The sequence below is a fragment of the Paenibacillus sp. R-74696 genome, from assembly GCF_055814915.1.
The window spans coordinates 47,285-63,426 of record NZ_JBPULM010000037.1 but is presented as its reverse complement, the minus strand read 5'-3'; the positions used below and the strand labels follow the sequence as shown (position 1 = coordinate 63,426).

At 50.0% G+C, this 16,142-nt stretch carries 8 protein-coding genes; 5 read left to right on the top strand and 3 right to left on the bottom strand.

The window, feature by feature from the left end:
- Nucleotides 1-60 precede the first annotated feature (60 nt).
- Both ACSR9A_RS17785 and ACSR9A_RS17780 read right to left on the bottom strand, forming a co-directional pair.
- Nucleotides 61-5,244 (bottom strand): InlB B-repeat-containing protein, encoded by a 5,184-nt coding sequence (locus ACSR9A_RS17785; protein WP_473758644.1) that lies wholly within the window; start codon nt 5,242-5,244, stop codon nt 61-63.
- A gap of 361 nt (nt 5,245-5,605) precedes the next feature.
- Nucleotides 5,606-6,901, bottom strand: coding sequence for a galactokinase (locus ACSR9A_RS17780; RefSeq protein WP_473758643.1), 1,296 nt, complete (start codon nt 6,899-6,901; stop codon nt 5,606-5,608).
- A gap of 321 nt (nt 6,902-7,222) precedes the next feature.
- Between ACSR9A_RS17780 and ACSR9A_RS17775 the strand changes: the two genes are divergently transcribed.
- Nucleotides 7,223-10,555, top strand: coding sequence for an OmpL47-type beta-barrel domain-containing protein (locus tag ACSR9A_RS17775; RefSeq protein WP_473758642.1), 3,333 nt, complete (start codon nt 7,223-7,225; stop codon nt 10,553-10,555).
- A 236-nt stretch (nt 10,556-10,791) separates the two neighbouring features.
- Here ACSR9A_RS17775 and ACSR9A_RS17770 read toward each other — a convergent pair whose 3' ends face one another.
- Complete coding sequence (locus ACSR9A_RS17770) at nt 10,792-12,384, bottom strand: bifunctional metallophosphatase/5'-nucleotidase (protein WP_473758641.1); 1,593 nt, start codon at nt 12,382-12,384, stop codon at nt 10,792-10,794.
- 183 nt (nt 12,385-12,567) lie between these two features.
- Between ACSR9A_RS17770 and ACSR9A_RS17765 the strand changes: the two genes are divergently transcribed.
- The 4 genes from ACSR9A_RS17765 to phnE (ACSR9A_RS17750) all read left to right on the top strand — a co-directional run bounded on the left by ACSR9A_RS17765 (nt 12,568) and on the right by phnE (ACSR9A_RS17750) (nt 16,088).
- Nucleotides 12,568-13,566 carry a phosphate/phosphite/phosphonate ABC transporter substrate-binding protein gene (locus ACSR9A_RS17765; RefSeq protein WP_473758640.1) on the top strand — a complete coding sequence of 333 codons (999 nt, stop codon included), beginning with the start codon at nt 12,568-12,570 and terminating at the stop codon, nt 13,564-13,566.
- Nucleotides 13,567-13,708: 142 nt separating this feature from the next.
- A complete protein-coding gene (gene phnC, locus ACSR9A_RS17760; RefSeq protein WP_473758639.1) occupies nt 13,709-14,482 on the top strand; it encodes a phosphonate ABC transporter ATP-binding protein in 774 nt (257 codons plus the stop codon).
- A complete protein-coding gene (gene phnE / locus ACSR9A_RS17755) occupies nt 14,479-15,285 on the top strand; it encodes a phosphonate ABC transporter, permease protein PhnE (RefSeq protein ID WP_473758638.1) in 807 nt (268 codons plus the stop codon). Before phnC ends, phnE (ACSR9A_RS17755) begins: the two co-directional genes overlap by 4 nt.
- On the top strand, nt 15,282-16,088 hold the full coding sequence (phnE, locus tag ACSR9A_RS17750; protein ID WP_473758637.1) for a phosphonate ABC transporter, permease protein PhnE: 807 nt from the start codon (nt 15,282-15,284) through the stop codon (nt 16,086-16,088). The genes phnE (ACSR9A_RS17755) and phnE (ACSR9A_RS17750) overlap by 4 nt, the downstream gene beginning before the upstream one ends.
- Nucleotides 16,089-16,142 lie beyond the last annotated feature (54 nt).

Here is a 16,142-nt window from a genome sequence, read left to right as displayed (position 1 = left end):
CCGCATGCTGTCACCAGATGCGGGCGATTTCATTGTTAAGTGCAATGATTTTCTATGAACTTACTGTATGACAAAGGTATACGTCTTTTCCGTACCGTCCTCTGCGGTTACGACTAACCGATCGGTGCTTTGCAGATTTCTTCCGTGCCCAAGCTCCGCATCGTTCTGATCATAAACTTTGTAGCTTCCATTTAGAGGTCCGATGATATCATTAGTAAAGGTCATATAGTAAGTATACAGAGGCACAGTAATCGTCCCTGCTACCGGATCAATTTGAAAGCTGGGCGACAGCGATGTCAAGGTTACGTCGTTGTACAAAATAAGATAATCCGCACTGGACGAGTCTTGAGCGGTAACGCGTACGATCATACCAGAAGTGATATCGAACGTCTGATCGTTTACAGGTGTCAAGTCTTGATCCAAAACGTTGGCAGTAGCGTGCGGCGATACCGTTAACCCGCTCAACAACTGACCTACGGTCAGGGTGCTCGGAACCGAAAGGCTGCCCCCGCTCACATTCCCGTTCACATTGGACAGAACCGACTTGGCGCCGCTAAGCACTGGCGACGGTGTCGATGTTGGCGTTGGCGTTGGTGTTGGCGTCGCCGCCGGTGTTGGTGTCGGCGTCAGTGTCGGTGCTGGTGCCGATGTCGATGTCGAACAACTCCACAGTGCTGAATAAGCTACGTCTTGGGCCGGCATTGTGCTTGCCAGCGCAGGCGACCAACCTGTAAAAGTACAGCCTGACTTCGTTACGGTTGGTGCCTGTATGGCAGCGCCGTACTGAACTTTAGATGTGGAACCGCCTGTGCCCCCGTTTGCATTAAACGTCAAATTGTAGCTGTTGCGCTGATAGTAACGCATGATTGTGAGGCTTCCATCGGCTGCAATCGTACTCGATGTCAATGCTTTACCGCTGCTGTCATAGGCTGTGCTATGGTCGTAGGTAAAACCGGTATACTGCTGGATCGCTGGCGCCGCAAGCGCGCCGGTTGTTCCTTGAAAGCTTCCCGTGCCGGCTTCAACATAAAGCGAAGTGCTTCCGAGACCTTGCAGCCTGTCCGAAACACGGTAAGGCGTATCGGTACGTACCTTCCAGGTCGCTGTGTAAGTGGTGTCGTTTGATGGCATTGTGCCTGGAATTGCCTGTGACCAGCCCGCAAAAGTATAGCCGGGTTTTGTGAAATTCGGCACTGCACTGCCCAGTACCTTCGAAAAGCTTCTGGCCGAATACACAATTGAGGTTCCGCCTGGATCGGCATAGAAAGTCATTTTGCGCGTGGCAGGCAGGTAATCGTAGCTCAGTTTCGATAAACCGGTTCCGGCTATTGTAATGGTTCGTGTTGGCGGTGTATCATAGCCTTCGATTTTTATCGGTACCGGCGAGACAGAAGCGCCTGCCGTACCGGAGAAGGTATCCACTTTCCAGGTGTTGCGGTCACCAGTGTTGGGATCAACCGTAATGTAATCGACCAAGTAAGGTATATTTGTGTGCGGTGTCCATTGCGCATAAAGCGTTATATTTCCTGTTGGCATAGTGTCAGGAATAATGTAAGGCTTCGTTCCTGCAGAATCCAAAGCCCAACCCTTGAATGTAAACCCAGTCACTTTGGGAACGTTTGTTAATCTGTCTTGTTTTTTGACTGATGAGTTGACCGGCAGTACAACCCGCCCGAAATTGTACAATTGAATTTCGTCTGATACTAGAACATTAGGATTCAAATGGATAGAGCCGTAACCGCTCTTGTACCAGGTCAAATTAATATCGCGCGAGTAGGGAAGGGAATTTAAACCCGTCGTTGAGCCCTTCCACGTTACGGTCATCCTGCTGGTGAGAATTTCATCCGCAGCATTTGGCGATACGGTTACACGTAATGTATTAGGATTGTACTTAAATTTATCGTTATTAAAAGTAATTGTGTAATTCTGTGGACGATCCTTACCTGTAATGATTTCGCCCGTTACCAAATTCAAATCTTTCAGCTTAAAGGCGTCATCAATTGACGGGAAAGTAGTTTGCTCCATGGCGACGAAGGAAGGTGCATCTTCTTGTTCATAGGCGAAATCGATGAAATGACCATTCGGCGTGCCGGCTCTATAAAGCGGCCAGGACTCGCTATAAAAGAGGTCGGAATACGAGATTGACCCGCCGAGGATTTGTGCCCCCCACTCTGCCTCCGCATACATACCGATCTCCAGCAACAGTGCTCCTAATGTTTTTGTCGGTGCCGAAGATGACTTTTCGTAATAGAAATACCCGTAGAGCTGGAGGTAGGCGCCTCCCTCTGCCGTGATTCCGACACTGTCCAATTCGACATGGAACAAGCCTGCCGCCAGTTCGAGACGAATTCCTGCCTTCAGCCCCAGTGTTCCCATCACATAGAAATAGAAATTATAGGTTCCGTCGCCCGGCAAATCCACCGTGCTGAAAGAAGGCGAGCCTTCGCTGAGTTTAAAGCTGGCTGTATATCTCTTCGCGGATTCATAGCTGAAGCCGATGCCCAAGGCAATATTCGGATTCATGCTGATGACAAAGCTTCCTTTAAAGTTGATATGAAGGAGACCTAATAATAGGTGTTTGTCGTATTCGAAGATTTCTTCTTCTACCAGGTCAACCCAATCCGTCTCGTTCTCCAGCATGGCTTGGTAGCTTTCCACCAACGTATCAGCGTTTACCTTGGCTGGAGCGGAAGGAGACTGCTTCAGAACCGCTTCCAGCTGAGCCTTGATGTCTACTTTATTTTTGGCAGTACCCCAAATATTCGCGTAAGCGTCAAGCGGAGTGTCCGCTGGCACGGTGCCGATCTGCGCAGACGCGTCAATGCTCGTAAACGTGAAGGCATCCAGATTGGCGCTGGCTTGATAGTCCTTGGGATACGGAAGATCGAAAAGTCCCAGATCGATATATCCCCAAACCGTATTGCCGTTCACACCCACGCTCAAAGAGATTTCTTCCGTAAATGCAGAGCTCATATGGATAAGGATATCGTTGTCCGCACCCGTCGAAACTTGAATATCGCTTGAAACGATGAGATTCAGGCGCAAGCCGCTCTTTCCCTGGAAATGGGATAACTTCGATCCGATGTCTGCTGAAACCTGCAAGTTGTGCAGGGTAACGTCCGCGTTCTCTTCTCCCGGTGCCCCGGATAGTGTACGGACTTCCGGCTTTTTGTTTTTCGGCAAGGTCGATGAGGCGCTGGCTGCGAGCAATGTTTTGACGCTATCGGTTTGCAAAGCCGCGGTTGATAAATAGTTTGCAGCTTGATCAACAAATCCGCTTGTCAGCGCTTGCTGCTTGATTTGACCCTCCAAAGAAGCGATATCGGCTTGCGACAACAGGTCGGCTACGTCAATCGTTTCCTCCTTATAAAAATCCAGGGCGTGAGTGATGTCATCTTGCGAAGCATCGGAATAAGCAATGACATAATGATTCCCTGAGCTCGAGACGGACGTCACTTTTCCGTAGCCTGAAGAGGCTCCCGTACGCATATTGACGAGCGCGAGGAAGTCCCCGACTCTGGCAACGGTAGCGCCGTTAAGACCCATAGGCGCATATTTGGCGTCGGAATAATCCATCGACGCCGGAGCGACTGTGATGGAGCGGTTCGTACTGTCTCCGTCGGTGTCCGACGCAGGGTCGACCGGCAGCACGTTCGGTTTAAGCAGAACGTTCATTGGGTTTGCGCTAGTGTAGGAATAGATATTCCCCTTGATTGCAGTGATCGCTACATAGGCGATATCGCCATCATCGGAAGTATCCAAAGTGCGCAGATCGGGACGAGTCCCTTCATAAACGGAGACGGTATCGCCCACTTTCAAGCTCGTATTTCCGTCATATTGAAAGGTGCCGCTCGCAATAGGGGACGAATTCGAACCCGATTCACCTCCAACGTTCGCGCTCATTACAGCGATCGAAGGGGAAGCAACGGGTACGCCATTCTGGCTCATCTGCGAGATATCGGAAAACTGTAAATAAATCATGTAAGGATTTAGAGGCAGTCGCATGACCTCTTGTTTGGCAATGCTAAAAATATAATTTTTGGTCGTTGCGTCTTTGCCTGTAAATGTGAGTCTTGTATCCGTCAAAGTGATTTGATAGGTGCTGCCCTCTTCAAATGCACCGCTTTTTGCAGCTACAGTATAGTTGCCGTTCGAGCCAGCTACCGCAATTCCTGCAAAATCAGGATTGGACGGAGATTTGAAGGTCATGCCGGCTTGAACGGCCGCCGCCGTCATTTTACCTGTAGAATCTTTCACGTCGACCTTAAAGTTCGGTGCCTGATCCATTGCGTATGCATTCGGAGTAATGATGACAGCATCATCGGACGATGCAATATAATTGGCATACAAGGTCATGTCGCTCTTGACGGTGTCGTCATTCATGACTGGTTGCGTAAAAGCACGATCCTTATACCAGCCATTGAAAATGGAGCCTTGCTTGAATCCGAGCGGAAGCTGATTCAGCGATTCGCCCCGCTTTAGACTCAGGCTGTCGATCGGCGAGCCGCCGTTCGAATTAAAAGCAACCGTATAGGTTATACCGTCGCTGGCACTCGCGACTTTGTCCGTACGCATAAAAAGCGCGGCCGCTTCAGCACGAGTCGCCTTTGAATGCGGCTCAAAATTGCCGTTGGCATCTCCGGTAAACAAGCCGGCCTGCCAAAGCTTTACCGCCGCATCAACCGCCCATGGAGAAATGGCGGATATGTCGTTGGGAGTAGATGTGCTGTCGTTTGTTTGATAAGGGACGCCCTCGCTTTCAAAATACTTTAATGTCAGCGTTGCCATCTGCTCTCTTGAAATAGCGGCGTCCGGCGAAAATCTGTTGCTGCCTGTTCCGCTTGTAATGCCGCGTTCAATTGCCCATTGCACATAAGGCGCATACCAATCGCCTAACTGCACATCTATAAATGCGGACGTTTTATATTTACTTGCATCCACTTTGGCGATTCGCCCAAGTACAGTAACAAACATGGCACGACTCATGGTTCCATCAGGCGAAAAGCGATCTTTGCTTGTGCCGCTGAATAGGCCATTTTGCTTGACATACATGACCGCATCGTAGAACCAGGCCGAGGATGTCACGTCTTCAAACAAGCTTAGAGGCGCGGGCTGTGCAGCCGTTTGGTTTGCTGCCGCATAATGGACAGCAGTCGATGAAGCAGTAGAAATCCCCGGAGGCATTAAGGTTACGAGTATACATAACAATAGCAAAATACTAATAAGGCGTTTATACAAGTTCATTTTCCCTCCTCCTAATCTTTCAACTTGTAGTCAGTTACTAATCCTACCAGACGGATCTAAATGGGATCTGAACACAATTGAGGGGATTTTAATTATGAAGAGACTTCCTATATTCATTTGCATTTCACTAATGACACTTTTTATGATTTCTTGTAGACAGCTTGAAGCGGGGCCGCTTTTGCAAGCAGACAATCCAAGCGAATACGGAAATAGATAAGATATTAATTAAGGTAATTTTAGCTCAAAAAACAAGAAGTCCATCGAAATAGCGATTTAATCTCGCTATTTTAATGGACTTCCCTTCAAGTTCCACAAATGCTATCAAAAATAGGTGCACACTGAGTCGATTTTCAATCTTGCTTTAACCTTCGCGATCCAGTAGTTTATTAATGCATACCGCACCATGCTCACGCACATTCACGACCAGCACTGGTGCCTCCAGCATTCCGCCAATCCATGACATATAGGCTTCTGCGTGCTCGTTAGGAATAATGGTCAAAATCACCCCTGCGAATCCTCCGCCATGAATGCGGCATGCGCCAGCGCCGATTTTTTTCAAATAGTTTTCGGTAAGGGACAACGCAATCGCGATCTCTTGATGTTGAACAGCTCCGCTTTGATAAACGTTCTGAAGCCATTTCCAAGATGAATTCCCCGAAGCCGTAATGAGCGTCAAGAAATCATTGAACCGATTCTCTTCAAGAGCCAGCACCTGCTCATCGACGCGCCCATTTTCCTCAAAGAAATGCAAGGCGCGCAGCACAGCCCGATCTCCAGCCGCTGCTCTAACCGCCTTCAAATTAGCGTAAATATCCTCTGGCGACAAATCGCGGCATACCGATGCTCCTAGCGATTTGGCTACCGCATACATCTCATTAGGTACAGCCGCGTAATCCTCCGTTAAATCGGCATGATTCCCGCCTGTATTTACAATGACCAGCGAGTAGCCATTTTTCTGAAAATCCCATCGAACGGGCTTGATTACAGGCTCCTTAGGCGTTGCAAAATCAATCGCGATTAAACCGCCATAGGCGCAGGCCATTTGATCCAGCAGACCAGACGGCTTATTCCAATAACGATTTTCAGCAAATTGGCCAATTTTAGACATGGAGACGGCATCAAGTGCCCCATCATTATAAAAATGGTTTAAAATCGTACCGATCAGCATTTCGAAAGACGCAGATGAGCTTAACCCCGATGCAGAAAACACATTGCTCGATATGTAAGCATGGAAGCCGCCTACCTGAAAGCCTGCCTCAATAAATCCAGCTGCAATGCCGCGAACCAACGATGTCGTGCCATCATCTCCAGATCGAGGCTGTATATCCTGAAGATCAATCACATATTTCGTTGCATAGCCTTCCGAGAAAAAGGTAATAACAGGCTCATCTACCTTCACCGCCGCTCCAATCGTATCCAGCGTAATGCTTCCCGCTAGAACCTTGCCGTGATTATGATCCGTATGGTTGCCTCCAACCTCACATCTTCCTGGGGAGCTAAACAATCCTACCTCCTGCTTTCCAAAATACGCCTGAAATTGTTCAACAAGCGATTGATACCGGCTAGTTTGCTCTACAAGCTGCTGCTTGCCATACATTTGGACAAGCAGCTCCTGTCCCTCGGACGTTTGCAGCCTATTTAGCATTTGATTACTCATCTTAATTCCTCCTATATGTCACCTTTAATTGACTTATTATACTTAATAGACTTGATTAACTAGCTAAACTTGAGCCATACATCGCTTAACTCTTATCTACAGCGGCTTCATTACAATTATCTCAAATTTTGCCCCTATAGAGTAGGGTAAGAATGCAAGATATATACGATCTTCTTAAACGCCTAGTCCATCCTCCCCAATTCACGCCCTATATAGGAATATTTCACTATTTTTTACAAATTCCTATCACTATAGCAGATGTTCACATGCTAGAATATGGACGAACGCTAAGATTAATGATTCATGGGAGGAATGGAATTGATGAAGCTTACACAACGGAAGTCATCATTGTCACACAAATGGATCAAGTCGCTTATCGCTCTATCTGTCGCTATTCCGCTGCAAGCTGGTTTATGGGGCGCCGCGACAGCGGTTCACGCTGAAGGCCCCACCGATCCGGCACCTTTTATCCAGCCTAAAGTGGTGAACGAAAACGCTGGCAAAAAGATTTTGTTCGACAATACCCACGCCCAGACAGCTGGAGCGGCGGATTGGGTCATTGACGGCGGCTTCTCTGACTTCGGCGATGCACTCGCTAATGATGGCTATTATGTTCAAGAGCTTCGCAAAACAACCCCGTTTACCTACAATGATTTAAAAGATTACAGCGTGTTCGTCATCGCAGAACCCAACATCCCATTTAAAGCAACGGAACAAGCTGCTATGACACAGTATGTAGAGGGCGGCGGCAGCATTTTCTTCGTTGGCGACCACTATAATGCCGATCGCAACAAAAACCGCTGGGATGGCTCCGAAGCGATGAACGGCTACCGCCGGGGCGCCTGGACAGATCCCACTCAGGGCATGAGCGCTGACGAGCGCAGCTCAGAGGCTATGCAGGGCGTAACCAGCTCAGACTGGCTGTCCGACCATTTCGGCGTTCGCTTCCGCTACAATGCGCTTGGCGATATAACCGCTAATCAAATTGTACCGCAAGAGCAAGCCTTTGGCATCACCGCTGGCGTATCGGCTGTTGCGATGCATGCGGGCTCCACGCTTGCGATTACCGATCCGACCAAAGCTAAAGGCATCGTATACTTGCCGCAAACGAATCAGGCTTGGGGCAGCGCCGTAGATCAGGGCGTATATAACGGAGGCGGCGTCGCCGAAGGTCCTTATGTCGCCGTTTCCAAGCTGGGAGCAGGAAAGGCTGCTTTTATCGGGGACTCTTCTCCGGTGGAGGATGCTTCTCCAAAATATTTGCGCGAGGAAACCGGAGCGCGCAAAACGACCTACGACGGCTTTAAAGAGCAGGATGATGGCGTATTGCTCGTAAATTTAATCAATTGGCTCGCAGAGCAAGAAAGCTACACGAGTCTAGCCGAGGTTAACGGACTGCAATTGGACAGCGCTACGGCATTGCTGCCTTTTGAAAATCCCGCTGCCTCCACTGAACCGCAGCCAGAACCGTGGTCCGCGCCAAGCGCAGGCTACAAATGGTATGACCGTTCTACGTTCAAGCCTGGCTCGTACGGCGGCCCGACAACGAGTGCCAACGCCGCTTACAGCTTCGTCAAGCAGGCAACGCTTCCGAATGCACAGGATTTTCAAATTCGCGTTGTCGCCGACAATTTGCCTGCCAATACGACTGTATCGGGCTTTAGCGCCGGCATTTATTTGAGCGGAGGCACACAGGTCGCCATGGTTCAAAATGAAAATGGTACATGGCCGACTGCCTACGGCTACAGCTCAGCTTTTAGTGTCACATCGGATAGCAAAGGACATGCCTTTAAAGATTTGACCGTCCGTATTAAATCCGGCACCTCAGGGGCAGCCAATTTGCGTCTGCGCTTGAACGGAAGCAATCTGCTTACAAATGCGGTGACTGTAGGCAATGTACCAGCAGAGCCACTTCCCGAAGAGGAGGGTCCGATTCCAGCTCTAATCCCTATTGCAGAGGCTCGCATGCAGCCCGTCGGTTCGACCGTGACGGTTGAAGGCATCGTGACGACTGAGCCGGGCGCATTTGGCGGACAAGCTTTTTATTTACAGGATAACTCAGGCGGCCTTTATGTGTTTCAAAGCACAAGCGGCTTCCATCAAGGCGACCGCATTAAAGTGACCGCCGCTACTGCTCTATACAATACGGAGCTTGAACTGACCGATATAATCGCCATCGAAAAAACCGGCACAGCGCCGCTGCCGGCTCCCGTTGCAGCAGACCGCATTTCGGCTAATAACCAGGGGCAGCTTGTTCAGCTTTCCAATGTAACGATTCAAAACTTGGCAAGCGCCACGCCTGCCGGTTCATTCGAGTTTGATGCAATCGATGCTGCCGGAATCAGCAATCATATCCGCGTAGACACGCGCACAGGCCTATCGCTGGCGTCATTCCCTTATGCCGAGGGCCAGCAGATTAGCATTACGGGCGTTGCCGCTATTTTCAGAGATGTCTTTCAATTAAAGCCACGCGGGCTTAGCGATTTCACCCTGCAAGGCGATACAGCCGCTCCAGAGACCACGGCTTCCCTGTCCTCTTCGCCGAATGGGGCGGGATGGCTGAACCAAGACGTCACAGTCACCTTGACAGCAACCGATGATGCAGGCAGCTCCTCTCCTGTGCGTACAGAGTACGCTATTAACGGGAGCGACATACAAGCCTATGAAGCCCCAATCCTTATTAGTGAGGAAGGAAGCTCTGTCATTTCCTTCTTCTCAACAGATGCAGCTGGCAATAAAGAAGCCGTCCAAACGTTAACGGTCAAGCTCGATAAATCTGCACCAAACGTTATTTTGACACAGTCTGGGGGCGCGATAGCTGATGCTTCCGAGACGGATACGCTTATTTTTGCGCTGAGCAGCTCGGATGCCTTGTCTGGTATTGCTAGCGAACAATTGCTGCTGGACGGCCAGCCTGTTAACAGCCCTTATTCTACAACAGGCGCTGAGCTTGGCTTGGGCGCTCATACGATTGCCTACTCTGTAAAAGATTTTGCTGGTAATGAAGCATCCCATCAAGCTTCTTTCAGCATTACCGGCCAGCCTCTGGCGGTTGGTGCTCCTGGAAAGCCTGTGCTGTCGAGCAACAACGGTTATGATACCGGATTGCAGGATGGCGATTATACGATATCCCTGAATATGTGGTGGGGCGACAATGGAACGAGCTACAAGCTGTATGAAAATGGCGAGCTTGTCGATAGCCAGACGCTGCCTGATGTCTCACCCTCTGCCCAGTTTGCGCAAACCCATGTAAGCGGCAAGGCCAATGGAACGTACACGTACACCGCTGAGCTTACCAATGCCAAGGGGACAACTCGCAGCGAGATCTTAACGGTACGTGTCACTGATGCGTCTCCAGGCAAATCTGTCTTGTCTCAAAACAACTGGGACGGTGATGGCCAATACAGCATTACAATGAACATGTGGTGGGGAACGAACGCGACGGAATACCGTTTGTATGAAAATAACGAGCTCATCGACACCCAGTCTCTGAAGGCAGCTGCTCCGGCTGCTCAAAGTGCCGTAACAGCGCTGACTAACCGACTGCCTGGTGCTTACGAATATCGGGCCGAGCTTGTGAATGCAGCCGGAGTAACGACGAGCGAGATGATCACCGTCCAAGTTTCGGCTCAGAAAACAACCATTACGAGCTAGGCTAACCTCCGTATAGTAGAAAAAGAGGCCGTTTAAGACTTTATTTGAGTCTTAACGGCTTCTTTTATATTTGACCTCTATTTTAGTATTTAATGGCCTTCCAGCAAGAAACGACCGTTTGCTGGATTTGATGCCCGTCGAGCACATATTTTTGTATCGAATAACCCCTCGAAACGGCGCAAACTTATTTCACAGCTATACGCCGCATTAGAATTGGTGAATGCTTTTCCCCTGCTTTACCCTGCCGTAACCCTCCAATTCCCCGCACGAGGCGCATCCAGCGGCTGATGCTTGCGAATATAATTTTCTGCGAGCATCGCCATATCCGTATCACCTGCAAAGAGGACCGGCTTGTCTGCATACATCGCATAATTGCCGCCGCCAGCCGCACGATAGCTGTTCATCACAACCGAATATTGAGCGTCCATCTGCAACGGCTCTCCATCGCGATCAAGCTTGACCACCCGTCTTCCCTCTGGCCGCGAAATATCCAGCTCATAGTCGATGCCCGCCCACATGTCATAGTTATAATGCTGCGCCTTCGGCTCCATGTATAACGGGTTAACCATAATCTCCCCTTGATCGTCCAGTGAAAAATAACACGCGGCCTGCTCCAACGCAGCCCGAATGTCCTGCCCGCTTAGCTCCAGTACCGTAAGCGTGTTCGGATAGATAAAATTCGCTAATACATCCCGCATGGTTACCTTGCTCCCAAAGCCGCGCGCCTCCTCGCTTAGCAAAGCAGCGTTAGAAAGCTGCGCCCCCGTAGCCTCCATCTGAACCTGATGGACAAAAGCAAGAAACGGATGGGCAGCCAGCCTCAGCTTAGAGGCATTTTGAATAGACAGATCGCCAATGATTTCGCCAATCGGCTGATCCAGCCAAGCTTGCGTGCGTTGCTCCAGCTCATCGGTAAGCGCTAGGACCGCGGCGTCAGGCAAGGCAGACTCCTCTGGATAAAGCAGCTCAGCCCGCTTGCTCGTCATTTCCCAGCGTCCTTCGGCCTGCCGCTCCAGCTGTACCGCAACATGGGCAGCAGTTGACCCATTATAGCCCGTCTGCACAATCGTGACGCCATGCAGCTCCTCCACAAACGAACGGTGCTGATGCCCGGTCAGCAATACATCTATGCCTTCCACGTCACGGCAAATGGCATAGGCTTGATTTTCACCCGTCAGCGGTTCGGCTGGTTGACCTGTTGCAAGATCGTTTTCGAAGCCACCGTGATAGCTGACTATAACGATATCCGGACGCTCCTTGTCGCGTATGTGCTGGACCCATGTCCGAATCGTCTCTAACGCATCTAGAAAACGCAGCCCTTTCATATTCTGAGGCTGCTCCCAGTTGGGAATGTAGTGGGTGGTGGCCCCCAGCAGGGCGACTTTTACGCCAGAAGCCATTTGCTTGATAATGTACGGCGGTCCAAAAGCGGGCTCTCCACTTTGTGCATCCACGATATTGGCCGACAGCCATGGAAACGTGGAAGCCTTCACAGCTCGGTTTAGCATATCCAAACCGTAATTAAACTCATGATTGCCCATCACGGCAGCATCATAGCCAAGCTCATTTAACACCTCTATAAAAGGATGCGTCTTATAGCTGTCTTGAAAGGCAGCAGCGTAGGCAGCCAGCGGCGAGCCCTGCAGCAAATCCCCATTGTCCACCAGCAGCAGCTCAGGTGCCCGTTCGCGCTCCCGCTTAATTCGGGCTGCCAATAAAGCCAGTCCGTTATGGCTGTAGGCATTGGTCGGGTAATGAATCGGACGGATTGCTCCGTGCAAATCGCTAGTCAATATAATATCGCAAGTGTACTTGTTCGTTTGCGTCATAATAAGCCTCTCCCTCGTTGCAGCATCGATTGTGCCGATGTAACTATTTTAGCAAAACCATTTTCAACTGGGCAGTATGGAAGGTTATTTTACAAATAATTCATTTATCGTTGATACTCCGCAAATATAGATTGAATATAGTAAGCAAGTGTCAAAAAATACAATCTCTTGGAGGGTTTTTGATTGAAAAAGATGTATGCCTTTATGTTGCCTCTGTTACTGACTTCGCTCTTGCTTGGAGCTTGCGGAACGAACAATACAACTGGTTCGGCTGGCAGCGAATCCGCTAGTCCAAGCTCAAGCCCATCCGCAGCTGCCTCAACTGAGCCAGCACCAACAACAAGTGCAGACACAGGCTATGTGCCTACAACATTGACTGTCCAATTCGTCCCTTCACAAAATGCAGACACGCTTGAAGCAAAAGCAAAGCCGCTTGAGAAGCTTCTGGGAGACAAGCTTGGCATTCCGGTAAAGGTTAGCGTATCGACTGACTACAACACGATTATTGAAGCCATGGCATCCAAAAAGGTAGACGTAGGCTTCCTGCCTCCAACTGCTTATGTGCTGGCTAAAGAAAAAGGCGCAGCTGAAGTCATTTTGCAGGCACAGCGCTTTGGCGTAAATGATGAGACCGGTGCTCCTACCGATCAGCTCGTCGACTTCTACAAATCCTTGATTGTTGTAAAAAAAGACTCACCGATTCAATCGGTTGAAGAGCTTAAAGGCAAAAAAATCGCCTACCAGAACGTTACGTCCTCCGCTGGCTTTGTATGGCCGGCTGCGCTACTGATGGACAAGGGCCTGAACCCGCTTAGCGATGTACAGCCTGTAACGGTTAAAGGCCATGACCAAGGCGTTATCGCAGTGCTCAACGGCGATGTGGATGCTGCGGCGATTTTCCAGGATGCCCGCAATACCGTCATGAAGGATTATCCTACCGTGTTCGAAGATACGCGTGTGCTTTCGTTTACAGAAGCGATTCCTAACGATACGATTTCTGTCCGTTCCGACATTAACGCGGACTGGGCGGCTAAAATTACACAGGCTTTTATTGATATCGGCAAAGATACAGAAGGACACGCCATCATTAAAGAAATTTATTCCCATGAAGGCTATGTGAAATCCGATGACAGTAAGTTCGATATTGTTCGCCAATACAATGAAAAAGTAAAAACCGAGTAGTACGATTTTTCGTCCTGCACAGTGCGACACAGGACAGGACAAGCCAGTTCAGCGTAAGCGTGCGCTGTGCTGGCTTGTTGTATTACTGCCCGCTATGCTCGAACCAAACTTGAATCGAACTTGAATCGAAAGGAATGAAGTCATGATTGAGCTTCGTCAAGTATCCAAAGTGTATCCCAATCAGACCAAGGGTCTGAATAATATTAATCTTACGTTCGAACAAGGCGAGTTTGTTGCGGTTGTCGGATTATCCGGTGCAGGCAAATCTACGCTGCTGCGCTCGATTAATCGGCTGCATGACATTAGCGAGGGCGATATCCTCATTAACGGCAGCTCGATTACGAGTGCAGAAGGCCATGGGCTGCGGATGCTTCGCCGCGACATTGGCATGATTTTTCAAAGCTTTAATCTCGTCAAACGTTCCACCGTGCTGCGTAATGTGCTGGCGGGACGCGTCGGCTACCACTCTACTCTTCGCACCATATTCGGCCGTTTCCCCAAGGAGGATGTGGATTTGGCGTTTGAAGCGCTGGAGCGGGTTAATATTTTAGAGAAAGCTTACTCCCGCGCCGACCAGCTCTCTGGCGGACAGCAGCAGCGTGTCGCGATTGCGCGGGTGCTGGCACAGGAGGCCAAAATCATTTTGGCGGACGAGCCTGTCGCTTCCCTAGATCCGCTGACTACGAAGCAAGTCATGGATGACTTGAAACGAATTAATCAGGAGCTGGGTATTACGACGATCGTAAATCTTCATTTTGTTGATTTGGCGAGGCAATATGCGACGAGAATTGTCGGGCTGCGTGCAGGCGAGGTCGTATTTGACGGCCCCGTAGCTGAAGCCACGGACGAGCGGTTTGCCGAAATTTATGGCAGGCCTCTTCTTGAAGGTGAGCTGCTGGGAGAGGTATCGGCATGAAAAGCCCGCTTGAATCTGGTACGAGGCAGACCGCCCGTCCCCTGCCGCCAACGCGCACAAAGCATGTGCTGACTGCGCTGCTTATTTTGCTGCTGCTTTGGGGCAGTGCCGTGCAGACAGAAGTGAGCTTTAAGGAGCTGATTGAGGGCTTTCCAAACATGCTCGATCTGCTGCGCGAAATGTTTCCTCCCCGCTGGACCTACTTTGATAATATTGTGGACGGTATGCTCGAGACGATTCGCATGGCACTAGTCGGTACAACGATTGGCGCGATTATTGCCATACCCGTGGCGCTGCTGTGCGCGGGCAATTTAATGCCGCATCGCTGGGTGTATTATCCGGCAAGGTTTCTGCTCAATTTGGTGCGGACGCTGCCCGATCTGCTGCTCGCTGCCCTGTTCGTCGCGGTTTTCGGACTGGGGCCTGTGCCGGGCATTCTCGCACTCGCTGTTTTTTCGGTCGGTTTAATCGCCAAGCTGACTTATGAAACGCTGGAAACGATAGACCAAGGACCGCTTGAGGCGATGACGGCGGTTGGGGCAAACGCTATTCAGCGCATCGTATTTGGCGTAGTTCCGCAAATATCGGCTGCCTTTATGTCATATGTGCTGTATACCTTTGAAATTAATGTACGGGCGGCAGCCATTCTCGGCCTTGTCGGGGCTGGCGGCATCGGCTTATTTTATGAAGCGACGCTCGGCTTTCTCGAATATGACAAAACCGCTGTTATTATTTTATTCACGCTGGCCATTGTTCTATTTATTGATTTTGCAAGCACGAAGCTGCGGGAGAAACTATTATGACGACGAAAAATGGGGATTATCTCATCCTAAAACCGCGGAAAAATCCGCTTCGGTGGCCGATTATTATTGCGCTCGCGCTCGTTTATATTTGGGCGTTCTCTGGCGTTCCATTTACCGGCTTTAAAGAGACGGCAGGCCAGATTATGAAGTCGATTATGGCGGGCATTTTTTCTCCCGATTGGGATTATGTATACTTGCCGGAAGGCGAGGACTTGCTGCGGGGGCTGCTGGATACACTGGCTATTTCGATACTCGGCACGGTGATCTCGGCTGTGCTATGCATTCCGTTCGCCTTCTGGTCTGCTCGCAACATGAGCAAATATCGGCCGATTTCCGGCTCGGGCAAAATCATGCTCAGCTTTATCCGGACGTTCCCGGAAATTATTATGGCGATTCTGTTTATTAAAGCGGTTGGCCCAGGCTCTTTCGCCGGCGTTCTCGCCCTTGGGCTGCATTCGATTGGCATGCTCGGCAAGCTGTTTGCAGACGATATCGAAAATATTGATTTCGGCCCTTCTGAGGCGCTGCTTGCTTCCGGGGCGACGCGAATGCAGCAGCTTTGGTTCGCTGTGCTGCCTCAGGTGCTGCCAGGCTTTCTGAACTACACGCTTTATCGCTTTGAAATCAACGTCCGTTCGGCTACGATACTCGGCGTCATTGGCGCTGGCGGTATCGGCACGCCGCTTATCTTCGCGCTGAGTACCCGAAGCTGGCCGCGGGTCGGCATTATTTTGCTCGGCATCGTTGTGATGATTACCGTTATTGATCTCATCTCCGGCTATGTGCGCAAGAAGCTGGTGTGAGGAAGGATAAGCAAAGTAGGAAGGAGAAAATAGAGTGAAAAGTGCAAAAAAGTA

Bases quoted from the DNA above. Each gene is read 5' to 3' on its own strand.
- phnE (WP_473758638.1), top strand. From the start codon at position 14,479: ATGAAAAGCCCGCTTGAATCTGGTACGAGGCAGACCGCCCGTCCCCTG.
- ACSR9A_RS17770 (WP_473758641.1), bottom strand. From the start codon at position 12,384: ATGACGCAAACGAACAAGTACACTTGCGATATTATATTGACTAGCGAT.
- phnE (WP_473758637.1), top strand. From the start codon at position 15,282: ATGACGACGAAAAATGGGGATTATCTCATCCTAAAACCGCGGAAAAAT.
- phnC (WP_473758639.1), top strand. From the start codon at position 13,709: ATGATTGAGCTTCGTCAAGTATCCAAAGTGTATCCCAATCAGACCAAG.
- ACSR9A_RS17785 (WP_473758644.1), bottom strand. From the start codon at position 5,244: ATGAACTTGTATAAACGCCTTATTAGTATTTTGCTATTGTTATGTATA.
- ACSR9A_RS17775 (WP_473758642.1), top strand. From the start codon at position 7,223: ATGAAGCTTACACAACGGAAGTCATCATTGTCACACAAATGGATCAAG.
- ACSR9A_RS17780 (WP_473758643.1), bottom strand. From the start codon at position 6,901: ATGAGTAATCAAATGCTAAATAGGCTGCAAACGTCCGAGGGACAGGAG.